This is a genomic window from Streptomyces sp. NPDC055966 (genome assembly GCF_042269865.1).
Lineage (GTDB): Bacteria > Actinomycetota > Actinomycetes > Streptomycetales > Streptomycetaceae > Streptomyces.
In genome coordinates, this window is the sequence record NZ_JBHJYK010000035.1 from 1 (window position 1) to 22,267 (window position 22,267).

The 22,267-nt window shown below is 73.3% G+C and carries 19 protein-coding genes and 2 pseudogenes; 11 read left to right on the forward strand and 10 right to left on the reverse strand.

The annotated features are described in order from the left end of the window. On the forward strand, positions 1-872 hold an 872-nt coding region (locus tag ACFC8N_RS44540; RefSeq protein ID WP_376295395.1), incomplete at its 5' end, for an FMN-binding glutamate synthase family protein. A 395-nt stretch (positions 873-1,267) separates the two neighbouring features. Here the strand turns inward: ACFC8N_RS44540 and ACFC8N_RS44545 are convergent. Beyond that, the gene (locus ACFC8N_RS44545; RefSeq protein ID WP_376295397.1) at positions 1,268-2,191 is read right to left on the reverse strand and encodes a pyridoxamine 5'-phosphate oxidase family protein; all 924 of its coding nucleotides are present in this window, start codon (positions 2,189-2,191) and stop codon (positions 1,268-1,270) included. Positions 2,192-2,329: 138 nt separating this feature from the next. Here ACFC8N_RS44545 and ACFC8N_RS44550 point away from each other — a divergent pair. The 3 genes and pseudogenes from ACFC8N_RS44550 to ACFC8N_RS44560 all read left to right on the forward strand — a co-directional run bounded on the left by ACFC8N_RS44550 (position 2,330) and on the right by ACFC8N_RS44560 (position 4,876). Continuing rightward, a pseudogene (locus ACFC8N_RS44550) lies at positions 2,330-3,358 on the forward strand (alcohol dehydrogenase catalytic domain-containing protein). 80 nt (positions 3,359-3,438) lie between these two features. After that, positions 3,439-4,305 carry a universal stress protein gene (locus ACFC8N_RS44555; protein WP_356036296.1) on the forward strand — a complete coding sequence of 289 codons (867 nt, stop codon included), beginning with the start codon at positions 3,439-3,441 and terminating at the stop codon, positions 4,303-4,305. 127 nt (positions 4,306-4,432) lie between these two features. Next, positions 4,433-4,876 (forward strand): universal stress protein, encoded by a 444-nt coding sequence (locus tag ACFC8N_RS44560; protein WP_362818017.1) that lies wholly within the window; start codon positions 4,433-4,435, stop codon positions 4,874-4,876. A gap of 76 nt (positions 4,877-4,952) precedes the next feature. On the opposite strand, the gene ACFC8N_RS44565 is transcribed toward ACFC8N_RS44560, so the two are convergent. The 5 genes and pseudogenes from ACFC8N_RS44565 to ACFC8N_RS44585 form a co-directional block, all read right to left on the reverse strand. Continuing rightward, positions 4,953-5,942: an Acg family FMN-binding oxidoreductase gene (locus tag ACFC8N_RS44565; RefSeq protein WP_356036301.1), complete on the reverse strand. Its 990-nt coding sequence runs from the start codon at positions 5,940-5,942 to the stop codon at positions 4,953-4,955. 30 nt (positions 5,943-5,972) lie between these two features. Continuing rightward, positions 5,973-6,851: a universal stress protein gene (locus ACFC8N_RS44570; RefSeq protein ID WP_356036303.1), complete on the reverse strand. Its 879-nt coding sequence runs from the start codon at positions 6,849-6,851 to the stop codon at positions 5,973-5,975. Then, positions 6,835-6,990, reverse strand: a complete 156-nt coding sequence (locus tag ACFC8N_RS44575) for a hypothetical protein (protein WP_376295400.1) — start codon at positions 6,988-6,990, stop codon at positions 6,835-6,837. The genes ACFC8N_RS44570 and ACFC8N_RS44575 overlap by 17 nt, the downstream gene beginning before the upstream one ends. Positions 6,991-7,146: 156 nt before the next feature. After that, complete coding sequence (locus ACFC8N_RS44580) at positions 7,147-7,845, reverse strand: response regulator transcription factor (RefSeq protein ID WP_356036306.1); 699 nt, start codon at positions 7,843-7,845, stop codon at positions 7,147-7,149. Between the two features lie 78 nt (positions 7,846-7,923). Further along, positions 7,924-8,597 (reverse strand): annotated as a pseudogene (locus ACFC8N_RS44585) (CBS domain-containing protein). Between the two features lie 244 nt (positions 8,598-8,841). On the opposite strand from ACFC8N_RS44585, the gene ACFC8N_RS44590 reads away from it, so the two are divergent. Genes ACFC8N_RS44590 through ACFC8N_RS44600 form a run of 3 tightly spaced genes read left to right on the forward strand, consistent with a single transcriptional unit; the run spans position 8,842 to position 13,130 of the window. Further along, positions 8,842-9,747 carry a universal stress protein gene (locus tag ACFC8N_RS44590; RefSeq protein WP_356036308.1) on the forward strand — a complete coding sequence of 302 codons (906 nt, stop codon included), beginning with the start codon at positions 8,842-8,844 and terminating at the stop codon, positions 9,745-9,747. Positions 9,748-9,801: 54 nt separating this feature from the next. Next, positions 9,802-10,656, forward strand: coding sequence for a universal stress protein (locus tag ACFC8N_RS44595; protein WP_376295402.1), 855 nt, complete (start codon positions 9,802-9,804; stop codon positions 10,654-10,656). 47 nt (positions 10,657-10,703) lie between these two features. After that, positions 10,704-13,130, forward strand: a complete 2,427-nt coding sequence (locus tag ACFC8N_RS44600) for a phosphoketolase (RefSeq protein WP_376295404.1) — start codon at positions 10,704-10,706, stop codon at positions 13,128-13,130. A 131-nt stretch (positions 13,131-13,261) separates the two neighbouring features. Here ACFC8N_RS44600 and ACFC8N_RS44605 read toward each other — a convergent pair whose 3' ends face one another. Further along, positions 13,262-13,810: a hypothetical protein gene (locus ACFC8N_RS44605; RefSeq protein ID WP_376295406.1), complete on the reverse strand. Its 549-nt coding sequence runs from the start codon at positions 13,808-13,810 to the stop codon at positions 13,262-13,264. Positions 13,811-13,849: 39 nt separating this feature from the next. Next, positions 13,850-14,251 carry an STAS domain-containing protein gene (locus ACFC8N_RS44610; protein WP_356036317.1) on the reverse strand — a complete coding sequence of 134 codons (402 nt, stop codon included), beginning with the start codon at positions 14,249-14,251 and terminating at the stop codon, positions 13,850-13,852. Positions 14,252-14,512: 261 nt separating this feature from the next. Between ACFC8N_RS44610 and ACFC8N_RS44615 the strand changes: the two genes are divergently transcribed. Then, the gene (locus tag ACFC8N_RS44615; RefSeq protein WP_376295408.1) at positions 14,513-15,592 is read left to right on the forward strand and encodes a zinc-dependent alcohol dehydrogenase family protein; all 1,080 of its coding nucleotides are present in this window, start codon (positions 14,513-14,515) and stop codon (positions 15,590-15,592) included. Positions 15,593-15,641: 49 nt separating this feature from the next. Here the strand turns inward: ACFC8N_RS44615 and ACFC8N_RS44620 are convergent, their stop codons facing one another. Both ACFC8N_RS44620 and ppdK read right to left on the reverse strand, forming a co-directional pair. Continuing rightward, complete coding sequence (locus ACFC8N_RS44620) at positions 15,642-16,094, reverse strand: pyridoxamine 5'-phosphate oxidase family protein (RefSeq protein WP_356036323.1); 453 nt, start codon at positions 16,092-16,094, stop codon at positions 15,642-15,644. A 13-nt stretch (positions 16,095-16,107) separates the two neighbouring features. Then, positions 16,108-18,795 carry a pyruvate, phosphate dikinase gene (ppdK, locus tag ACFC8N_RS44625; protein ID WP_376295410.1) on the reverse strand — a complete coding sequence of 896 codons (2,688 nt, stop codon included), beginning with the start codon at positions 18,793-18,795 and terminating at the stop codon, positions 16,108-16,110. Between the two features lie 244 nt (positions 18,796-19,039). On the opposite strand from ppdK, the gene ACFC8N_RS44630 reads away from it, so the two are divergent. The 3 genes from ACFC8N_RS44630 (at position 19,040) to ACFC8N_RS44640 (ending at position 22,230) form a co-directional block, all read left to right on the forward strand. After that, positions 19,040-20,761, forward strand: a complete 1,722-nt coding sequence (locus tag ACFC8N_RS44630) for a GAF domain-containing protein (protein ID WP_376295412.1) — start codon at positions 19,040-19,042, stop codon at positions 20,759-20,761. 125 nt (positions 20,762-20,886) lie between these two features. Further along, positions 20,887-21,588 carry a CBS domain-containing protein gene (locus tag ACFC8N_RS44635; RefSeq protein WP_356036331.1) on the forward strand — a complete coding sequence of 234 codons (702 nt, stop codon included), beginning with the start codon at positions 20,887-20,889 and terminating at the stop codon, positions 21,586-21,588. A 36-nt stretch (positions 21,589-21,624) separates the two neighbouring features. Next, a complete protein-coding gene (locus ACFC8N_RS44640; protein WP_356036334.1) occupies positions 21,625-22,230 on the forward strand; it encodes a hypothetical protein in 606 nt (201 codons plus the stop codon). Positions 22,231-22,267: the final 37 nt, after the last annotated feature.

Genomic DNA, 22,267 nt, shown 5'->3' on the forward strand with positions numbered 1-22,267 from the left:
AGCTCTCGCAGGGGGCCAAGCCAGGGCTGGGCGGGATGCTGCCGGGCGCGAAGGTGACCCCGGAGATCGCCCGGATCCGCGGCATACCGGTCGGCAAGGACTGCGCCTCCCCGTCGCGGCACACCGCGTTCAGCGACGTCGACTCGATGCTCGACTTCGTCGAACTGATCGCCGCCGAGACCGGTCTGCCGGTCGGGGTCAAGAGCGCGGTCGGGGAGATGGGCTTCTGGCGGGAGCTGGCCGCGCTGATGGCGCGTGGCGACCGCGGTGTCGACTTCGTGACCGTCGACGGCGGCGAGGGCGGCACCGGGGCGGCGCCGCTGATCTTCACCGACTCGGTGTCGCTGCCCTTCCGGATGGGCTTCTCCCGGGTCTACGGCGCCTTCGCCGAGCTGGGTCTGACCGACGACCTGACCTTCATCGGCTCCGGCAAGCTCGGCCTGCCCGAGAACGCCGCGGTCGCCTTCGCTCTGGGGGCCGACATGGTCAACGTGGCCCGTGAGGCGATGCTGTCCATCGGCTGCATCCAGTCGCAGAAGTGCCACACCGACAAGTGCCCCACCGGCATCGCCACCCAGAACCAGTGGCTGGCCCGCGGCCTCGACCCGGCCTCGAAGGCCACCCGGGCCGCTGTCTACCTGCGCACCCTGCGCAGGGAGCTGACCAAGGTCTCGGCAGCCCTCGGGGTCGCCCACCCGGCACTCATCACCGCCAACGACATCGAGATCATGAACGGTGACTACGAGGCCCGCACCCTGGCCGGCGTCTACGGCTACAAGGACGGCTGGGGCGAGCTCGGCCCGCACCTCGCCGATGAGATCACGGCCCTGCTCACCACCAAGCCGACCGCCGTCCAGAAGCCGACCGTCTGACACACCCTCACCCGCCCGTGAACAGGCGGGCTGCGAGAGCGTCGTCGGCCCGCACTCGGCGAGAACCCGCCGGCCGTCTCGCGTGTCAGCAGGCAGGCACGCGAGGGGGCCGGGATGCCGCGCTACGACGCCTTCGGGCCGCGCCGCACTACCGCGGCGGCGCGCGTCCGCTCCTTGTGTCCCTCTCCCCTCCGGAGGACGGCCGCTTCGACCTGGACTGACTCCAGCCCGTCCTCGACGGCGGCTCCGTGCCGGCCCGTGCCCCGCTGGAGCCCGGCCCGTGGGACGTACGGATCCTCGTCACCGCGGACGCAGCGCCGACGGCCGAGGACGAAGCCACCGTGTTTCCCGCCCGGAGCCCCTCCGGCTGACCGGGCTCCTGTCACCGGGGCCGGCTACCGGTCGGCCGGAGTGATCCGACGGCCTGTGAGGTGCGTGGGCCGGATCGACACCCACATCTCGCGCCCGCCGCCCGCCCACGGCCTGGTGTGGGCCCGTTCGGTGAGCCGGTGGACGGCCCCGGGCTCCGTCACCACGCTCGCGGGGCCGACCGCGAGCACGCTCCAGCCCTGGCTCAGCGCCTCGTCCACATGGTCGACCTCGAAGGCGACCTCCCTGCCCGCGGCTGCCGCCGGCGCGGAACCGGGTGCGGTCCGGAAGGCGATGGCGTCGTCGACGACCTCGTAGTTGACCGGGACGACCGCCGGGCGGCCGTCGGAGGACGACACCGCGACGCGCCCCACACCGTGCGTCGAGAGCAGTTCGCGGCACTCGTCCGGGCTGAGATCCCGCAGCTGCGGGTGGAGCAGCGCGTGGCCCTGTCCCGGTGGGAGATCCATGCCTCCGCCGCGCAGCGCGGTGACCGTGGTGCCCAGGGCGTCGGCCAGCCTGATGACCGTGGCCATGGTCGGATCCGCGGGCCGCTCTTCCAGGTAGGCCAGGTAGTCGGGGGACATCCGGGCGCGGCCGGCCGTCTCCTCCCGGCTGAGCCCCCTCCTGCGGCGCTCGGCCCCCACGCGCCGGCCGATGTCGCCGGGATTCGCCGTCCCGGCCGGAGAGGCGGTCAGGGACCCGGCCTCCGCCTCGTCCGTGCCGGGCCGCGTCCCTCGTGCGGCGGCTGCCGGCCCGACCTGCTCAAGGTGACGGATGTGGGCGTCGGGCCCCGGGAACACGAGGGTGACTTCGTCCGTGTCCGACCAACGCACGTCGTACGGGGGCGTTCCGTCCTCGTGGTGGAGTCCGACGATCTTGCCGTCGCGCGTGGTGGCGCCGGTCGTCGGGCTGTCGATGACGAGCAGGTCGCCGAGGTGAGCTCGCATGATCGCCGCCCTCTCCTCACAGGGGTGCTGTATCCAACCTGCCACGCGGGGCGCGTGGTCGCACGGTCGCACGGGGCCGTGTTGCCCGGGAGTACGGCGGGGGTGACCGTGGAGAGGGGGAGCGAGGAAGTGAGAACCGTGCGAGCGCTCGTTTACCACGGCCCGGCACAGACCTCCTGGGACAGCGTCCCGGATCCCGTGATCGAGGAGCCGACCGACGCGATCGTACGCATCGACGCCACCACCGTGTGCGGCAGTGATCTGCACATCCGGCGGGGGGACTTTCCCGAGGTGAAACCCGGGACGGTGCTCGGTCACGAAGCCGTCGGCGAGGTCGTGGACGTCGGCGCCGACATCCACCGGCTGCGCCCCGGGGACCAGGTCATCGTGTCGTCCGTGTCGGCCTGCGGTGACTGCGGGGAGTGCCGTGCGGCCAGGTACGGCCAGTGCCGTGGGGGCGGCGGATGGATCCTGGGGAATCTGATCGGCGGGACCTAGGCCGAGCTGGTGCGGGTGCCGTTCGCCGACCACTCCGTGACCCGCTGTCCGTCCGATCTCCCGCTCGACGACGCCGTGCTGCTCGCCGAACTCCTCCCCACCGCCTACGAGGTCGGGGTCCGCAACGGACATGTGTCCCCGGGAGACACCCTCGTCGTCGTGGGCGCGGGCCCCGTCGGCCTCGCCGCGGTGATCGTGGCGCGGCTCTACTCGCCCCGCCGGATCGTCGTCGTGGACCTGGCCGGCGCCCGGCTGGAGACCGCGCTCAGGGTCGGCGCCGACGCCGCCGAGTCGCCGGGCGCGATGATCGCCGAGCTGTCCGAGGGGCCGGGCGCCGACGTGGTCATCGAGGCCTCGGGCGATCCGGACGGCTTCGTGCTGTGCACGCGCGCCGTCCGCTCGGGGGGACACATCGCCAACATCGGCTCGCACGGCAAGCCGGCGACGCTGCATCTGGAGTCCCTGTGGCGCAAGAACGTGACGATCAGCACCGGTCAGGTGGACACGTCCGCCACCCTGTGGCTGCTGGAGCTGCTGCGCTGCGGACGCCTGCCCGTCTCCGGCCTGGTCACCCACACCTTCGGCCTCAGCCGCATGGAGGACGCCTACGAGCTGTTCGCGCACGGTGCCACGACCGGAGCGCTCAAGGTCGTACTGCACCGCGAGTGAACCGGCCCCGGCAACCCGTCCGGCGCGCTGGATCCCCCGAACTGCTTGCCACGGCGACCCCATGAAGGGCGGTGGGGAACATGACGCTCCCTCTGGTCGTGGGCGTCGACGGGTCGGACTCGTGTCTGACGGCGGTCGACTGGGCCGTGGCCGAAGCCGTGCGCCACGGTCTTCCGCTCAGGCTGGTGTACGGCTCCCTGTGGGAGCGCTACGAGGGCGGCCTGCCGGCAGCGGGCCACGAGCGCCCCTCCGAGCAGCTGTTGGCGGAGCACATCGTCGCCTCCGCGGCCGACCGTGCCGCCCGGCGCGCCACCGAGGTGAAGGTCACCACCGAGATCCTCCCGGAGGACGCGGCGGACGCCCTCGTGCGCGCGGGCGACCATGCCTTCGCGCTGGTGACGGGGTCGCGTGGGCGTGGTCGGCTGCAGGGCATGCTGCTCGGGTCGGTCGGTCTGGCCGTGGCTGCCCGCGCGCCCTGCCCGGTGGTCGTGGTGCGGGGCGACCCGGCAGGCCTCGCAGGCACGCACGAGCGGATCCTGCTCGGCCTCGGGGATGCCGACACGGGGGCGGAGGCCGTGCGGTTCGCCTTCCGTGAGGCCGAGGTGCGCGGCTGTGTGCTGGACGTGGTGCGCGCCTGGCGCAGGCCCGCCCACGACCGGATCGGCGACCGCGCAGCGGCCGCCGACACCCACGCGCAGCGTGCCTCGGCGCTGCTCGACGATCTGCTCGGCGCCGCTGCCACCGCGTATCCGCACGTCCGGACGCGCCGGGCCACTCCTGAAGGCACGGCGGGCAGGATCCTCGTGGACCGGTCGGCGGCCGCGGATCTCGTGATCATCGGGGCGGGGCACAGAGCGGGGCGTTTCGGACTCCAGCTCGGTCGGGTGAGCCACACCCTGCTGCACCACGCCTCGTGCCCGGTCGCGGTCGTGCCGCAGCGTCACTGACCGCGTCCGCCGCCGCGCGTCATGCCGCCGGATGCACTTCTCTGGCGGTGCGGCGATGCGTCCCGCAGCGTGGAGTACGGCGCCGGCGCGCACGTCCGAAGAGGCGTCGGAAGGAGAGGTGGCACGCATGGACAAGGATGTCTCCGAGCGCCGGGTGGTGGTCGGTGTCGACGGGTCGCCGTCCTCGTACGAGGCCCTGCGCTGGGCCGTACGCTACGCCGGCCTGCTGGACGCCACCGTGGACGCCGTCGCGGCGTGGGAGCTGCCGGGCCTGCACGGCTGGTCGGCGCCCGCCGTGGACATGGAGGTCGACGAGGAGGAGACCCGGGAGACGCTGCGCGAGGAGCTGACCGACGTACTCGGCGCGGACGCGGTCCGCTCGGTCCGGCCCCACGTGGTGCACGGCAACGCCGCCGACGTCCTGCTGCGCGCCGCCGAGGGAGCCGAGGTACTCGTCGTCGGCAGCCGGGGCAGGGGCGGATTCGCCCGCGCCCTCCTCGGTTCGGTCAGCCAGCACGTGTCCCAGCACGCGAACTGCCCGGTCGTGATCGTGCGCACCACGTCGTCATGACCGCGGCGTCGACCGCGACCCCCTGGGCCGGCTTCCACGCGGCTCCTGTACCGGTGAGCTCGGCCGTGAGCCGGGGTCAGAGCACGTCGAGCAGGTCCGACACCGCTCGCCGTGGGCTCGCATGCCCTTCGGGGCCGTGGCCGAGCCGGATCACCATCTGGACGTACGCCATGTCCGAGACGGGATCGCGTACGGCCCAGCGGATCTCCGGCCACTCCAAGGGCTGGGACGTGACCGAGGTGACCAGTCCGTCCGCGGTGGCCCGCAGCAGGACCCGCTCCAGTGCCTGGCCCGCACACAGCCAGTCCGCGGGCTCGTCGCGGGCCGTGCCCAGCAGAGCGACGTTCGGGTTCTTCTCGAAGGGCGCCCAGCCTCGTCCGGGCACCGGGCGGCCCGCGGCGAAGTCACGCACCGGGGCGGAGGTGGTGGGTTGGCGCGGACCGAACGCATCGGCAGGGATGCCGTCGGGCACCGCGACGGCATCCGGTGCTTCCGTGTGCGTCCACCGGGCCGTCTCCTGACGCAGTCCGGGGTCGAGCGCCTCCCTGCCCTCGGCGTCCCGCACGAGTTCCAGGATCGACCGCACGTGCCAGGCGCCGGGGAACACCAGCTGCGCACCCTCGGCGCGGGCCGCCTCGCAGAGCCGCTCGCGCACGGCGGCCGGGATCTCCTCGTCGCGGAACGGCACTCGGCTGGAGTGCCGGCGGCGGATCGCGGGCCGCAGCGGGACGAGCGACCCGTCGGGTGCTCCGGTGCCGTGCAGCCGCACCTCGGCGAGGAACTCCGGGCAGGCCGGATCGGGCAGCAGTCGCACGGTCGGCGCCAGCCCCGCCGCGGCGGCGGCCACCCGCAGGTTGAACAGCGCGGCGCCGCACCCCACGTGCAGGCCCCGGTTGTCGGGGTCGGTCCGCGGCAGAGCGCGCTCCAGGTCGGCGTACAGGCGCAGGACATCGCTGTCGCGCAGGTAGCGGAACGCCCAGGGCTGTGCGTTGTGCAGCGAGGGCGCCGCACCGGCGTCCGCCACAAGCGCGGTGACGGTGTCCACGCCAGGAGACGGTGCGGTCATGGTGACTTCCCTTCGTGCCGGTCCGGCGGCTCACCCGGGGGACGGGACGGCGATGACCGGGCAGCGGGCGTGGTGCAGCACGCCCTGACTGACCGAGCCCAGCAGCATGCCGGTGAAACCTCCGCGCCCCCGGGTCCCCACGACCAGGCCCAGCGCATGGGCCGAGGCCTCGGTGAGCACCTGCACGGGATGTCCGACGACCAGTTCGTGACGCAGCTCGACTTCGGGGAAGCGGTCGCGACGGCCCGCCACGACCTCGGAGAGCAGCCGGCGGGCCTCCTGCTGCGGCGCGTGCTCGTCGAAGATCCTCAGCGGCCCGGGTTCCCACACGAGCAGGGCCCGCAGCTCGGCGCCGCGCAGGGCCGCCTCCTCGAACGCCATGTCGACCGCGGCGACGGAGTGCGCGCTGCCGTCGACGCCGACCACGAAGCAGGCCGGGTCCTGAGTGATGTGCTCCGGCTCGGGCACGACCACCAGGGGGCAGCGCGTGTGCGCCATGACCGGCAGGGCGACCGATGCGGAGCCGAACACCTCCTGGCCCCGGCTCAGATGGCGCGATCCCAGGACGACCGCGGTGGCGTCGCGACTCTGCTCGCGCAGCACCCACGCGGGATCGCCCTCCGCCAGCAGGACGTCCAGCTCCAACCGCGGATGCCGGGCCGCGACGAAGTCCCCGGCCTGCTCCAGCACGTGCTTTCCCGCACCGTGCAGGGACTCGTTCCACTCCTCCCAGGAGGGCGGGACCTCGCGCCCCCGCAGGCCCCTGGTCGGCACCCCCTCGACGTGGACCGCCCGCAGTGGCAGGCCACGACGGGCGGCCTCGTCGGCAGCCCACGCCAGCGCCGTGCGCCGGGCGGGATCGGGATCGACGCCCACCACGACCGGAAGACGGTCACCGGGCCGGGACACGGCCGCCTCCAGCCGCCAACTCGCCACAGCCGTATACGGGTTCGCGTACGACCGCCCCGGCCCGCCTGTCGATGGGCCGCGCGGCCCGGTCCTCGTCCTGACGTCGTACGGGAGCCGTCGTCCGTGCGGGAGCCGTCATCGCTCTCGTCTCCTTCCCGCGGTGCCGCGGACGGGCGGCGCCGCCGATTCCATCGAAGGTCCCAGCGGTGCCGGCCTGCCAGGGGCCATTGGTCCCCACAGCGGGCCCGCCGGTCCTCGGCAGGGCGGACTCCGGTCGTCGGCAGTCTCCCGGGCCTCAGTGGTCCGAGCGCCCCGTCGAGCCCTGCGGCTCCAGGTGGGACGCGAGGACCGCCGCCTGGACCCGGCGCTGGACGCCGAGCTTGGACAGCATCCGCGAGATGTGGTTCTTGATGGTCTTCTCCGACAGGTACAGCTTCTTGCCGATCTCACGGTTGGTCAGGCCGTCGCCGATCAGGGCGAGGATCTCCCGCTCCCGGGGCGACAGGCTCGCGAGCTCCGGCGGCATCGAGGGGGCCGCGCCCGGATCCCGGAGGGAACGCATGAGGCGGGCCGTGGTCGCGGGGTCCAGCATCGACTGCCCCGAGGCGACCGTGCGGACCGCCGAGACGAGGTCCGAGCCCTTGATCTGCTTCAGGACATAGCCGGACGCCCCGGCCATGATCGCGTCCAGCAGGGCCTCCTCGTCGTCGAAGGAGGTCAGCATCAGGCACGCCAGCCCGGGCACCCGGTCGCGCAGTTCGCGGCAGACCGTGATGCCGTCGCCGTCGGGCAGCCGGACGTCCAGTACGGCGACGTGCGGGCGCAGCGCGGGGCCGCGGGTGAGCGCGTGCTCCGCGGTGTCCGCGTCGCCGACCACCCGGATGTCCGGTTCGGCGTCGAGCAGATCGGTCAGTCCACGGCGGACCACTTCGTGGTCGTCCAGCAGGAACACCCGGATCGGGTCCTGCTCGGTGAAGGTGCGTGGCTCGGTCATGGCGACCCCTCGTTCCCCGGTGGCGAACAGACTGCGACTGTCCGTGACGCTGATCATGACCTGCCGGCGCCGCACGCACTAGGGCCGATCGGCCCCCCTCGCTACAGGGTCCTCGTGGACGAGGTCGAACCGCACGTCCACCACTCCTTCGACGGCCCGCACCAGGCGTGCGGCCACCGGGACCAGCGCGCGGTCGCGGATGCGGCCCGCCAGTGTCACGACGCCGTCCCGCACCTCCACCTGGACGGCCGAGGCCGACAGGGGAAGAGGTACGACACGATCTCCCGCCGGACCTCCCCGGCGATGTCCTCGTCGTCGCGAAGGAAGACCGTGAGCAGGTCGGCGCGGCTGACGATCCCCTGCAGCAGCCCGGCCTCGTCGACGACGGGCAGCCGTTTGACGCCACCCCGCGCCATGATCCGGGCGGCCTCGGCGACGGTGGCGGTCGCCCGTACGGTGAGCGCCGGGGAGGACATCACGTCGCCTGCCGTCAGGCCCTCGGCCTTCGCCACGTCGACCGGCTGACGCAGTTGGAGGTAGGCGGCATCGGGGTCGTCCCTCAGCTCTTCCTTGGTCAGCAGGTCGGCCTCGGAGACCACGCCCACCACTCGGCCCTCGCCCTCGATCACCGGCAGCGCGCTGACCTTCCAGTCCTGCATCAGCTGCACGGTCTCCTTGAAGGGGGCCCGGCGGCCGATGGCGGCGACCGTCTGGGTCATGACATCACTGACGATGCGCGAGGTGCCGTACATGGTGAACTCCGTGGGTCCTGTGCCGGTCCTGCCCTTTCCAGCCTGTGCCGGTGCGGTGAAGCCGGCCAGGGGCCACCCGGCCCTGCGGGCGGGCCGGCGGGTGCCCGTGCGTTACGTCATGCGCGCGTCACTCGTGCTCCGCAAGGGGGCCGTTCGGCTCTGTGCAGGGACCTGCGGCCCCTGACCCCGCGACGGCGGTGTCACCACGCTGGTATCGGATTCCTCGTCCCGGGAGGTGGAGGCCATGACCCGAGCCGTCACGGCAGGTCTCGACGGTTCGCCCGAAAGCCGTGCCGCCGCCGAATGGGCGGCCCGCGAAGCGCGGCTACGCGATCTGCCGCTGAAGATCCTCCATGTCTTCGAGCCCGCGCCCCTGCCCGTGGCGCAGGCTCCGCTGCTCGGCGCCGAGACGAGCCAGGACTGGGCGGAGAGGATTCCGGCCGAGGCCGCGGAGGGCCTGCGACTGCGCCACCCCGGTCTCGAAGTGATCACCGAGCAGGTCACCGGCGAGCCTTCCGAGGTCCTGGCCGAGGCGGCGGGCGCCGCGGAGTTGCTGGCGCTGGGCTCACGCGGTCTCGGCGGGATCGGCGGGTTCATGACGGGTTCGGTCAGCCTGTCCGTCATCGCCCACGCCGTTCGCCCGGTGGTGCTGGTGCGGGCCGGAGAGCAGGCCGCCGACGAACACTCGGCGGACCCCGTGGGGATCCCGTCGGCCGCGACCCCCTTCCGGCCCGTCGTCGTCGGCCTCGACACCGACGACGTGGACGAGACGCTCCTGGAGTTCGCCTTCGACGCCGCCGCACGCCGTGACGCTCCCCTGCGGATCGTGCACGGCTGGCCCGAGCCGCCCACCGCCTTCTACCGCTTCTACGGTGACGCGGAACTCTCCGGCACGCTCTCCCGCGGTCAGGCGGCCGCCCTGACCGAGGCCGTACGGCCCTGGCGGCGGAAGTTCCCGAACGTCGACGTCATCGAGGCGAGCCGCTGCGGCAGTGCCGCGCAGGTCCTCGTCACCGCGGCCCGCGACGCCTCCCTCGCCGTGGTCGGCCGGCGCATCCGCACCAGCCCGCTCGGGGCCCACCTCGGCCACGTCACCCATGCGGTCCTGCACCACGTCGTGGCGCCCGTCGCCGTGGTCCCGCACGGCTGACCCGCAGCGGACGAGTGGAGACGAGCAGAGACGAGTGGAACGGAGAGGAGAACCATGACGGATCTTCCGATCGTCGTCGGCGTGGACGGCTCGGAGCCGAGTCTGCGAGCCGTGGACTGGGCGGCCGACGAGGCCGCCCTGCGCGGGGCGCCGCTCCGGCTGGTGCACGCGTCCTTGTGGGAACGCTACGAGGGCGCACTGCTCGATCCCGACCCGGACGAGCCGTCCGAGCGCATGCTCATCGAGGACATCGTGGCCGTCGCCTCGCGCCGCGCCGGCCGCAGGCAGCCGGAGGTCGAGGTGACGACGGACGTGCTGCCCGAGGAGCCGGACTACGTGCTGATCCGGGAGAGCCGTGCCGCCCTGATGCTGGTGGTGGGATGCCGTGGCCGTGGCGAGATCGCCGACGCGCTGCTCGGATCCGTGAGCGTGACGGTCGCCGGACACGCCCACTGCCCGGTCGTCGTGCTGCGCGGCAGCCACGACAACCAGGCCCGCGCCGGGATCCGGGGCCGTGTCGTCCTCGGCGCCGGCGAGAAGCCGGCGGAATCGGCCGCCGCGCGGTTCGCGGCCGAGGAGGCCCTGCTGCGGAGCGTGCCCCTCCGGGTCGTACGGGCATGGCGGCGGCCCGTGCACGCGACCGGTGAACCGGCGGACGTCCACGAGGGTCAGGCCGCCGAGATCCTGGAGGAGGTCCTGCGGGTCGCGCCGGCCGGCCTCGACGTGGACCGCCGCACCGTCGAGGGGTACGCCCGCGACGCCCTGATCGCGGTGTCCCGCGAAGCCGATCTGCTCGTCGTCGGCGCCCGGCGCCGGCCCGGACACCACGGACTCCAGCTCGGCCGCGTCGCCCACGGCGTCCTGCACCATGCGGCGTGCCCGGTGGCGGTCGTACCCGAACTTTCCTGATCAAACCGGCAAAATGGCCGACAACGGACGACGAATCCGAGGTTCCCATGCCCAAGGCCGCTCACCAGGACGACACCGCACCCATCGAACCCACCGAGCTGATCGAACCCACCGGACACACCGCTGTCACGGACGACGAACTGCGCACCCTCGACGCGCACTGGCGCGCCGCCAACTACCTCGCGGCGGGCCAGATCTATCTCATGGCCAACCCGCTGCTCCGTGAGCCGCTGCGGCCCGAGCACATCAAGCCGAGGCTGCTCGGACACTGGGGCACCTCACCCGGCCTGAACCTCGTGTACACCCACCTCAACCGCGTCATCACGGCGCGCGGACTCGACGCGCTGTGCGTGTGGGGACCGGGCCACGGAGGGCCGGCCGTCCTCGCGGGCTCCTGGCTGGAGGGCAGCTACAGCGAGACCTACCCGGACGTGTCACGGGACGCGGCCGGCATGGAGCGGCTGTTCCGGCAGTTCTCGTTCCCCGGCGGCGTCCCGAGCCATGTGGCGCCCGAGACCCCGGGGTCGATCCACGAGGGCGGCGAACTCGGCTACTCCCTCGCGCACGCGTACGGCGCCGCCTTCGACAACCCCGGACTGCTCGTCGCCTGTGTGATCGGCGACGGCGAGGCGGAGACCGGGCCGCTGGCCGCCTCCTGGCACTCCAACAAGTTCCTCGACCCCGTCCACGACGGTGCCGTGCTGCCGATCCTGCACCTCAACGGCTACAAGATCGCCAACCCGACCGTCCTGTCCCGGATTCCGCGGGAGGAACTGGACGCGCTGCTGCGCGGATACGGCCACGAACCCCTCCACGTCACCGGTGACGATCCCGCCACCGTGCACCGAGCCCTGGCCGCGGCGTTCGACGAGGCGCTGGACCGCATCGCCGAGGCGCAGCGCGCCGCGCGGGAGGACGGGGCCGGTGACCGGGTGCACTGGCCGGTCATCGTGCTGCGCACACCGAAGGGCTGGACCGGCCCCGCCGAGGTCGACGGCGAACCTGTCGAGGGAACCTGGCGCTCCCACCAGGTCCCGCTGCCCGCCGTCCGTGAAAACCCGGCGCATCTACGGCAGTTGGAGCAGTGGCTGCGCTCCTACCGGCCCGAGGAACTGTTCGACGCCGACGGACGGCCCGTACCCGGCGTGCTGGCCTGCGTCCCCGGCGGACCGAGGCGGCTCGGCGCCACCCCGCACGCCAACGGCGGCCTCCTCGTCCGCGAGCTGCCCCTCCCGCCCCTCGACGGCATCGCCGTACCCGTCGACAAGACGGGCTCGACCCTGCACGAACCCACCCGGATCCTCGGCACCCTCCTCGAACAGGTCATGAACGACACGCGGTCGCGCCGGGACTTCCGGCTCGTCGGCCCGGACGAGACCGCCTCCAACCGGCTCCAGGCCGTCTTCGACGCCAGCGGAAAGGCCTGGCAGGCGGGCCTGCTGCCGGTCGACGAACACCTGGACCGGCACGGCCGGGTACTGGAGATCCTCTCCGAACACCTCTGCCAGGGCTGGCTGGAGGGCTACCTGCTCACCGGCCGGCACGGACTGTTCTCCTGCTACGAGGCGTTCGTGCACATCGTCGACTCGATGGTCAACCAGCACATCAAGTGGCTGAAGACCTCGCGCGAGCTGGCCTGGCGCGCCCCGGTCGCCTCCCTCAACTACCTGCTGACCTCGCACGTGTGGCGCCAGGACCACAACGGCTTCTCCCACCAGGACCCCGGTTTCGTCGACCACGTCCTGAACAAGAGCCCCGACGTCGTCCGCGTCTACCTGCCGCCGGACGCCAACACCCTGCTGTGCGTCGCCGACCACGTCCTGCGAAGCCGCGACTACGTCAATGTGATCGTGGCCGGTAAGCAGCCCTGCTTCGACTGGCTCACGCTGGACCAGGCGCGCGAGCACTGCGCGCGCGGAGCCGGGATCTGGGAGTGGGCCGGCACCGAGAACGGCGGCGCACCGGACGTCGTCCTGGCGTGCGCCGGGGACGTACCCACCCAGGAGGTGCTGGCCGCCGCGCAGCTCCTGCGCCGGCACCTGCCCCGCCTCGCGGTGCGCGTGGTGAACGTCGTCGACATGACCCGGCTGCTGCCGCACGAGGAGCACCCGCACGGCATGACCGAGTTCGAGTACGACGGCCTGTTCACCACCGACAAGCCGGTGATCTTCGCCTACCACGGCTACCCGTGGCTCATCCACCGCCTGGCGTATCGCCGCACGGGGCACGGGAACCTGCACGTGCGCGGCTACAAGGAGTCCGGCACGACGACGACTCCGTTCGACATGGTCGTGCGCAACGACCTCGACCGCTACCGGCTCGTCATGGACGTCATCGACCGGGTCCCGGGCCTCTCCGTGCGGGCGGCGTCCGTGCGCCAGGCCATGGCCGACGCCCGCACCCGTCACCACGCCTGGATCCGCGCCCACGGGACAGACCTGCCCGAGGTCGCGGAGTGGAGCTGGCAGAGCTGAGCACGGACAGCTCACCGGCCCCGACCACGACAGCGGCGCTCGCGGCACCCGGCGTCGTGCGAGGTGCCGCGCCCGGCCCGGCGGGGGCTCACCGGTAGGGGGCGGGGTGCGTGGGACGGAACGTGGTCGTGTCAGCCGGACCTGTGGCGCCACCGGGGCTCCACGGTGTCCCACTCCCGGTCCCAGCGGGCCGTGCGCCGCCGGTCCAGGCACGCCCGTGCGACCGTCGCCGCCCCGCACGCGGGGGCGGCGACGGCGAGGGCGGCCGCGGCACCGAAGAGACCCGCCTCGACAGCGCCCTCGACACGTCCCGTCGGCTTCGCGGGGGCCAGCCGGCCCTGGTCGTCCTGCCAGACCAGCACGCGGGACCCGGCACGCAGACCGGCGGCGACCGTCGTCCGCCCGGTGTGCGCGGTGCCGTCCGGGGCCGTCCAGCGGACCGTCGCCAGGACCCGGCCGTCCGCCGACAGGGCGGACAGGGCGCCGCTCGGCGCGTCCGCCGGCAGTACGGCGCGGACGGCGTGCCGGTGGGCGCGCTGCTGCGCGAACACGTCCTGCGCGGCACGGGTCGCCGTCACCGCGGCAACAGCGCCGCCGACCACCACGACGACCCACATCGCCAGGACGATCCAGGACTCCACGACGTCCTCGCGACGGCGCAGCGGGTTCCTGGCGTTCATCGGGCACCTCCTCGCCGCGGCGCTGCCGTCCGCGCCGTGTCAGGGACCGGGGGAGACGTCGGGTGCCGACGCGGGCCGAGGGAGCTCGGGGTGTACGTCGAAGACGTCCCGCAGCCCGGTGACGTGCAGCGCGCGCAAGAAGGCCGCGTCCCCCGCGACCAGGCGCAGCCGGCCCTGCCGGGCGAGCACCCGGTTGCGCGCGCGGCACAGGACGCCGAGTCCGACGCAGTCGATGAACGCGACCGGACGCAGGTCCAGCACCAGGTCGAGGTGGGATGCGCGGGTGACCGTGTCGAGCCGTTCCGACAGCGCGGGCGCCGTCAGCACGTCGATCTCGCCGCACAGGGTCACGACCGTCGCGCCGCTGCTTCCGTGGCGGGCCACGGCCGATACCGGTTCGACGGGCCCGCCGGTCGCGTGCGCCGTGTGCTTCTCGGCCATGGGGAGATCGAACCGGGTACACCGGGCACGACGGTAGGGCCGTCCGGCCCTGGTTGCCGGCCCGTCCCGGACACCTGCGCCACCCGTCTGCTTCCGGTCCGGGCCGTGGGCGCCCGTGCCACCGCCCGCCCGGTGCGAGGGCCGTACGGCCCAAGCGGAACGTCCCGCGCACCGACGAAGCTGAAGGTGCGGGGCGGCCTCCGGGCCGTGCCGGACGGCGCCGGACTCGCGACGGACCGACCGAAGAGAGTGAGGAACGCCATGAAGGGCTTCGTCTTCCACGGTCCCGGACAGGCCTCCTGGCAGGACGTCCCGGACCCCGGCATCAAGGAGCCGACCGACGCGATCGTGCAGGTCGGAGTCGTGACGATCTGCGGGACAGATCTGCACATCCTCAAGGGCGACGTGCCCGAGGTGCCTCCCGGAACGGTGCTCGGCCACGAGGCGGTGGGGGAGATCGTCGAGGTCGGCAGCGACGTGCGCACCGTCCGGCCGGGGGACCGCGTGCTGGTGTCCTGCATCACCTCGTGCGGCCGGTGCCGCTTCTGCCGGGAGCAGCGCTACGGCCAGTGCCGGGACGGCGGAGGCTGGATCCTCGGCCATCTGATCGACGGCACCCAGGCCGAGTACGTCCGCGTTCCCCACGCCGACCTGTCGGTGCACGCGCTGCCCGGCGCCGTCCGCAGCGAGGACGCCGTCCTGCTCGCGGACATCTTCCCGACCTCGTACGAGGTGGGTGTCCTCAACGGGCGGGTACGTCCCGGAGACACCGTGGTCGTCGTCGGCACCGGTCCCATCGGGCTCGCCGCGATCGTCACGGCGCGGCTGTTCTCCCCCGAGCGGATCATCGCCGTGGACCTGGCCCCGGCTCGGCTGGAGGCGGCCCACCGGCTCGGTGCCGACGCGGTCGCGGACGTCCGGGAAGCTCCCGCCCAGCTGGTGGCCGACCTCACCGACGGGCTCGGCGCCGACGTCGTCATGGAGGCCGTAGGCGTCCCCGACAGCTTCGAGCTGTGCACCCGCATGGTCCGCCCGGGCGGGCACGTCGCCAACATCGGCGTGCACGGCAGGCCGGCCACGCTGCACCTGGAAGACCTGTGGATCAAGGACGTGACCATCACGACGGGCCTGGTGGACACCTACTCCACCCCGACCCTGCTGCGGATGACCGCCGCCGGCCGGCTGCCCACCGGGCACCTGGTCACCCACGCCTTCCCGCTCGGGCAGATGGAAGAGGCGTACGACGTCTTCGGCAACGCCGCCGAGACCGGCGCGCTCAAGGTGGTGCTCGGCGGGGAGCAGCACGCGCAGGTGGCCGTTCCCACGGCTCCCACGGCCTGACCGGCGGTGCCTCGACCTGCCGGCCGGCCCAGGGCACGCCGCACGAGGATCACGGTTGCCGATGCCGGCCGGCATCGGTGAGCAGCACGCCCGTGACCAGTTCGGGACGGATGCGCACCGCGTGGTCCGTGCCGGGATGCGGCGCCCAGGGCTCCAACAGGGCGCGCAGACGGGCCACTTCACCGGGAGCCGAGACGAGGCGGGCGTACCCCGTGACCACCACGCTCCAGCCGAGGTGGGTGACCGGGTCGATGGCGTCGGCCTCGTAGGCGACCACGACCCCGTCGCCCTCGCTCTGCCCGGCGTGCGCGGTGAGCGCCGCGCCCTCGTGGGTGCGGATGACGATGTCGCCGTTGTCCAGGACGTGGCTGGCCGGGTGGATCGTCGGCAGGGCCTGGCGGGTGAAGACGATCCTGCCCAGGGTCACGCTGCCCAGCAGCCGCAGCGCCTCGACCCGGTCGAGGTCGATACGGCGGCGTACGCGCTCGGTTCCTGGGATCATGGCCGGTCTCCGCTCACCTGGTGTCCCCGCCGCCACTCCCGCCGAGCGCGGCCCGGCCCGCCTCCAGCCGGGCCACCGGGACCCGGAACGGCGAGCAGGAGACGTAGTCCAGTCCGACGCGGTGGAAGAAGTGGACGGACTCCGGGTCGCCGCCGTGCTCGCCGCACACGCCGGTCTGCAGCTCCGGCCGGACCGCACGGCCCTCCTCGACGGCGATCCGGACCAGCCGGCCCACACCCTCGCGGTCGAGCGTCTCGAACGGCGAGGCGGCGAAGACGCCCTTGTCGAGGTAGGCGGAGAAGAACGCGGCCTCGACGTCGTCGCGGGAGAAGCCCCAGGTGGTCTGGGTGAGATCGTTGGTGCCGAAGGAGAAGAACGCGGCCTCCTCGGCGATCCGGCCCGCCGTGAGCGCGGCCCGGGGCAGCTCGATCATCGTGCCGACGGGGCAGTCGAGAGGCACGCCGGTCTCCTCGCCGACCTCGGCCAGCACCCGCGTCACCTCCGCGCGGGCGAGCCGGAGCTCCTCGACCGAACCGACGAGGGGCACCATGATCTCCGCCCGGGGCGAGCCGCCCTCGCGCACCCGCTCGGCCACCGCCTCGCCCACCGCTCGCACCTGCATCGCCACGAGCCCGGGGACCACGAGCCCGAGCCGTACGCCGCGCAGGCCGAGCATCGGATTGTCCTCGTGCATCCGGTTGACCGCGGCGAGCAACTCCACGTCGCGCGGGTCGGTCCCGCGCCCCGAGGCCTCGGCGGCGGCGACGCGGACGGCGAGTTCGGTGCGCTCGGGCAGGAACTCGTGCAGCGGCGGGTCGAGGAGCCGGACGGTGACGGGCAGGCCGTCCATCGCCCGGAGGATGTCCGTGAAGTCCTGCCGCTGGAGCGGGAGGAGAGCCGCCAGGGCCCGGTCCCGTTCCTCCTCGGTCCGCGCGAGGATCATCTCCTCGACCAGCGTGCGGCGTTCGCCCAGGAACATGTGCTCGGTGCGGCACAGCCCGATGCCCTGCGCCCCGAACCGCCGGGCCCGCGCCGCGTCCTCGGCGGTGTCGGCATTGGCCCGCACCTCCAACCGGCGTACCGCGTCGGCGTGTTCCAGGGCCCGGGCGACCGCGGCGACCAGACAGTCCGCCTGCTCGCCGCACTCCAGATACCGCATCGTGGCGGAGGCGACGAGCGGCACCGACCCCGCGTACACGGCACCGGTGGAGCCGTCCACCGAGACCACGGTGCCCTCCTCGACGACCGTGCCGTCACGTGTGGTGAAGCGCCGGGCCTCGCCGTCGACGGTGATGTCCTGCGCGCCGCACACACAGACGCGGCCCATGCCACGGGCGACGACGGCCGCGTGACTGGTCTTGCCGCCCCGGCCGGTCAGCACCGCCCGGGCGGCGACCATGCCGGGCAGGTCCTCGGGGGTGGTCTCCTCGCGCACCAGCACCACCGGCTCACCGTCGGCGGCACGCCGTACCGCCGACGCGGAGTCGAAGACGGCCGCACCGGCCGCCGCACCGGGCGAGGCCGGTACACCGTGGGCGATCTCCGGGCCGGCCGCGCGGGTGTCGAAACGGGGGAACATCAGCCGGCCGAGTTGGTCACCGTCCACCCGGCGCAGCCCCTCGTCGGCCGTGACGAGCCCCTCACCGACCAGTTCCGCGGCGATCGCGAAAGCGGCCTCGGCGGTCCGTTTGCCGACCCGGGTCTGCAGCATCCACAGGGTGCCGCGCTCGATCGTGAACTCGATGTCGCACAGGTCGCGGTAGTGCCGCTCCAACGTCTGCGCGTGGTCGCGCAACTGCCGGTAGGAACGCGGGTCCAGCCGCTCCAGCTCGGCCAGGGACACGGTGTCGCGGACGCCGGCGACGACGTCCTCGCCCTGCGCGTCCGGCAGATAGTCGCCGTACAGGCCGGGCTGTCCGGTGGCCGGGTCGCGGGTGAAGGCGACGCCGCTGCCGGAGTCGGGTCCGAGGTTGCCGAACACCATGCGCTGCACGGTGACGGCCGTACCGAGGTCGTCCGGAATGCGCTCCCGCCGCCGGTACAGGCGGGCCCGCTCGGCGTTCCAGGAGCGGAACACCGCGCGGACCGCCAGCCGCAACTGCTCGGCGGGGGACTGCGGGAAGTCGCGGCCCGTCTCGTCGCGGACGAGGTGCTTGTACGTCTCCACCAGCCGGGCGAGGCCGAAGGCGTCCGGACGGAGGCCGTCGGGGGTCTCACACGTATCCCTGAACAGCGTCATGGCCTGGTCGAACAGGGCCGGGTCCACGCCGAGCACCGTGCTGCCGAACATCTGGATGAGCCGGCGGTAGCAGTCCCAGGCGAAGCGCTCGTTTCCGGACACCTTTGCCAGGCCGAGCACGGAGGCGTCGGTCAGACCGATGTCGAGGACCGTCTCCATCATGCCGGGCATGGAGAAGCGCGCGCCGGAACGCACGGAGACCAGCAGCGGATCGTCGGGCTGCCCCAGCAGCCGACCGGTGGCCTCCTCCAGCGCCGACAGGTGCCGGGACACCTCCTCCGTCATGCCGTCCGGCTCCGCACCGGTGGCCAGAAACACGCGGCAGGCCTCGGTGGTGACGGTGAACCCCGGCGGCACCGGCAGCCCCAGCCGGGTCATCTCGGCCAGGTTCGCGCCCTTGCCGCCGAGCAGGTCGGCCATGGCCCGGTCGCCGTCCCGGAAGGCGTACACGTAACGAACCATGGCGCAGCTCCTCGGCCGTACGGTCTGCGTACCCCTCCAGCGTCGGTCCGGACCGGTCGGCGGGGGAGGTGCCCACCGTCCCGGTGACCGGGCCGTTCGGCCCACGGCCGGTGCGGGCGGGCCGGGCGGTTCCGGCAGGGTGGCCGGTTGCCGCGACCATGTGTGCCGCCCCGCGCGGGGCGGGATACGGTGGACACGACCCGTCGGTGCCGGGTCCGTGAACCGAGGGACCGGGAGGAGCACGGTGGGATCTCCCGACAAGCCCCGCGACCTGCTGCCGCAGCTGAAGCTCGACGAGTTGCTGGACGAGCTGCAGTCGCGGATCGATGCTGTCCGCGGTACCCGGGACCGCGTGCACAGCCTGCTCGGAGCGGTCCTCGCCGTCGGCCGCGACCTGAACCTGGAACAGGCCCTGCACTCCATCGTCGAGGCCGCCGCGACCCTGGTGGACGCCGAGTACGCGGCCCTCGGCGTCATCGGCCCGGACGGCAGGACCCTGTCGGCCTTCCACACCATCGGGGTCAGCGACGAGCAGATCGCCGAGATCGGCCCCTTCCCCGAGGGCCACGGCATCCTCGGCGAGCTGATCCGCAACCCGGAACCCCTGCGCCTCGAAAAGATCTCCCAGCACCCCGCCTCGTACGGCTTTCCGGCCCGTCACCCGCCGATGAACAGCTTCCTGGGCGTTCCGATCCGGGTGCGCGACCAGGTCTTCGGCAACCTGTACCTGACCGAGAAGCGCGGCGGGCTGGAGTTCGACGAGGAGGACGAGTCGGTCCTGTCCACGCTGGCGTTCGCCGCCGGTGTCGCCATCGACAACGCCCGCCTGTACGAGGACTCCCGGCTGCGCGAGCGCTGGCTGAGGGCGAACGCGGACATCACCCACAGCCTGATGTCCGGCAGCGACCGCGCCGTGGCGCTGAACCTGATCGCGGAACGGGCCCGGGAGATCTCCGGCTCCGCCCTCGCCGCGGTCGCCATGCCGCTCGCGGGCAGTGGGCTGCTCAACGTGGAGATCGCCGTCGGCGTGGACGCGGAGGCACACCGGGGACTGGTGCTGCCGTTGGACCGGACGCTGATGGGTCTGGCGTTCTCCGCCGCCGCCCCGGTCACCAGCGACGACGTCACCCGCGACGAGCGGATCTCGCCCGAACCCGCGCGCTTTCAGGGGCTCGGCCCGGCCGTGGCCATCCCCATCGGCACCGGCGACGACGGCGCGCGCGGCGTGGTGCTGCTGTGCCGTGAGACCGGCCGGCCGGTCTACTCGGGCAAGGAGACGGAGATGCTGCGCGGCTTCGCCGCACAGGCCGCGATCGCCATGGAACTGGCCGAACGCCGGCAGGACGCCCAGCAGATCGCCGTCCTCCAGGACCGCGACCGGATCGCCCGCGATCTCCACGACCTGGCCATCCAGCGGCTGTTCGCCACCGGCATGACCCTCCAGAGCGCGGGCCGCTTCATCGAGCACCCCGAGGCTTCCGAGCGGGTGCTGCGGGCCGTGGACGACCTGGACGAGACCATCAAGATCATCAGGTCGGCGATCTTCGGCCTGCGGGCCCGCGAGACCACCGCGGCCGAGGGCCTGCGGGCCAGGGCCGTCCAGGTGGTCGGCGAGGCCGCGCAGGTGCTGGGCTTCGCGCCCAGCGTGCGCATGGAGGGCCTGCTCGACACCGACGTGCCGCGCGAGTTCGCCGACCATGTCGTGGCCGTGCTCTCGGAGGCGCTGACCAACATCGCCCGGCACGCGCACGCCAACCGGGCGGACGTGGTGCTCACGACCGACAGCCGCGAGGTGCGCCTGAAGGTCTCGGACAACGGCGTGGGCATCGCGGCCGGTGGCCGGCGCAGCGGGCTGCGCAACATGGCCGAGCGGGCGGAACAACTCGGCGGGACACTGGACATCAGCGGCCCCGCGAGCGGTGGAACCGTCCTGGAGTGGCACGTTCCGCTCCCGCCCCTGAGCTAGTCAGTGCGCGGCCGACGGGGCCGAGGGGGCGGCGTGTCGGGCCCACTCGGCCCATGACGCGGGCGGCCCGGGCGTCGCAGCCTTGAAGGTGTCCCGGGACGGCAGCCGAGCCCATGGAGGACGCCATGAACGGCACTCCGACCGTCGTGAACGACGTGATGACCCACCGGGTCGTCGCCCTGCGCACCGGCGCGGTCTTCAAGGACATCGTGCAGGCCATGCACGAGTGGCGGGTCAGCGCTCTGCCGGTGCTGGACGACGGCGGAGTGGTCGTGGGCGTCGTGTCCGAGGCCGATCTGCTGCCCAAGGAGGAGTACAGCGACGACGTCACCGGACGGTACGGGCAACCGGGGCGGGCCGCCGACGCGTACAAGGCGGACGCGGTGACCGCGGGTGAGCTGATGACCGCCCCGGCCGTCACCGTGCGAGCCGACGCCCCCCTCGCCCACGCAGCGCGCCTCATGGCCCGCACCGGCGTCAAACGGCTTCCGGTCGTCGGCCTCGACGGCGCCCTGAAGGGTGTCGTCAGCCGCTCCGACCTGCTGAAGGTCTTCCTGCGCGCGGACGCCGACATCGCCGAGGAGGTACGGCGCGACGTCGTCGTACGGCTCTTCGGCCCGCGCGCGGACACAGTCCGGGTCGAGGTGCACGACGGCGTCGTCGCACTCTCCGGGCGGGTCCGCGAGACCTTCCTGATCCCGCTGGTCGCCCGGCTCGCGCGGACCGTGCCGGGCGTCGTCGACGTGCGGTGCACACTGACCGGCCCGCCCCGGCACCCGGACCTCGACCCCGGCCTCCCCGGCACCGGGCGGGCCCGCACGGCGTGACGCGGCGCCGCCGGCACAGGGCAGGAGGCGGCGACGATGGCAGGAACACCTCCCGCGACCGTCAGCCCGGTGCGGCTGTGGCGCTGGCGCCGCAACCCGCTGCGGCGGCACAGCGACGTCGTCGAAGGATGGGTCGTGCTCGTCATCTGGATGCTCACGATCCTGGCCGGAGGCGTCGCCGGGGCGGTGGCCGCGCAGAGCGTCGACCGTTCGCTCGGCGTGCACGCGGTGCACGCCGTCCTCACCGACGCGGCGGCACGCACCCCGGTCGGCGCGGGCGGACACGACGACGGCAGGGTGTGGGCCGCCGTCCGGTGGACCGATGCGGACGGCTCGGCGCACACGGGCCGGGCGAAGGTCTCCCCGGGAGCTCCGGCGGGCACCCGGATCACGATATGGACGGACCCGAGGGACCGGGTGGTGTCCGCACCGCTCACCGGCGCCGCGGCGACGCTGGAGGCGGGCATGACAGGCGCCCTCGTCGCCGTGTCCGTCGGCGCCGGGGCCTGGGGCACGGGCTGGGTGGTCCGCACGCGGCTCATCCGGCGGCGCATGGCCGAATGGGACGAGGAGTGGAAGCGGATCGGACCGCGGTGGGGGAACCTGAGCGGCGGGAGCGGGGGTGCCGGGGGCAGAGGCTGAACGGCGGGGTGACCATGCGTCCCCATGGGGCCGACGA

Excerpts from the sequence above, each read along its gene's own strand:
- ACFC8N_RS44545 (WP_376295397.1), bottom strand. The coding sequence starts at position 2,191 with ATGCGAGCTCACCTCGGCGACCTGCTCGTCATCGACAGCCCGACGACC.
- ACFC8N_RS44555 (WP_356036296.1), top strand. The coding sequence starts at position 3,439 with ATGACGCTCCCTCTGGTCGTGGGCGTCGACGGGTCGGACTCGTGTCTG.
- ACFC8N_RS44560 (WP_362818017.1), top strand. The coding sequence starts at position 4,433 with ATGGACAAGGATGTCTCCGAGCGCCGGGTGGTGGTCGGTGTCGACGGG.
- ACFC8N_RS44565 (WP_356036301.1), bottom strand. The coding sequence starts at position 5,942 with ATGACCGCACCGTCTCCTGGCGTGGACACCGTCACCGCGCTTGTGGCG.
- ACFC8N_RS44575 (WP_376295400.1), bottom strand. The coding sequence starts at position 6,990 with ATGACGGCTCCCGCACGGACGACGGCTCCCGTACGACGTCAGGACGAG.
- ACFC8N_RS44580 (WP_356036306.1), bottom strand. The coding sequence starts at position 7,845 with ATGACCGAGCCACGCACCTTCACCGAGCAGGACCCGATCCGGGTGTTC.
- ACFC8N_RS44590 (WP_356036308.1), top strand. The coding sequence starts at position 8,842 with ATGACCCGAGCCGTCACGGCAGGTCTCGACGGTTCGCCCGAAAGCCGT.
- ACFC8N_RS44595 (WP_376295402.1), top strand. The coding sequence starts at position 9,802 with ATGACGGATCTTCCGATCGTCGTCGGCGTGGACGGCTCGGAGCCGAGT.
- ACFC8N_RS44600 (WP_376295404.1), top strand. The coding sequence starts at position 10,704 with ATGCCCAAGGCCGCTCACCAGGACGACACCGCACCCATCGAACCCACC.
- ACFC8N_RS44605 (WP_376295406.1), bottom strand. The coding sequence starts at position 13,810 with ATGAACGCCAGGAACCCGCTGCGCCGTCGCGAGGACGTCGTGGAGTCC.
- ACFC8N_RS44610 (WP_356036317.1), bottom strand. The coding sequence starts at position 14,251 with ATGGCCGAGAAGCACACGGCGCACGCGACCGGCGGGCCCGTCGAACCG.
- ACFC8N_RS44615 (WP_376295408.1), top strand. The coding sequence starts at position 14,513 with ATGAAGGGCTTCGTCTTCCACGGTCCCGGACAGGCCTCCTGGCAGGAC.
- ACFC8N_RS44620 (WP_356036323.1), bottom strand. The coding sequence starts at position 16,094 with ATGATCCCAGGAACCGAGCGCGTACGCCGCCGTATCGACCTCGACCGG.
- ppdK (WP_376295410.1), bottom strand. The coding sequence starts at position 18,795 with ATGGTTCGTTACGTGTACGCCTTCCGGGACGGCGACCGGGCCATGGCC.
- ACFC8N_RS44635 (WP_356036331.1), top strand. The coding sequence starts at position 20,887 with ATGAACGGCACTCCGACCGTCGTGAACGACGTGATGACCCACCGGGTC.
- ACFC8N_RS44640 (WP_356036334.1), top strand. The coding sequence starts at position 21,625 with ATGGCAGGAACACCTCCCGCGACCGTCAGCCCGGTGCGGCTGTGGCGC.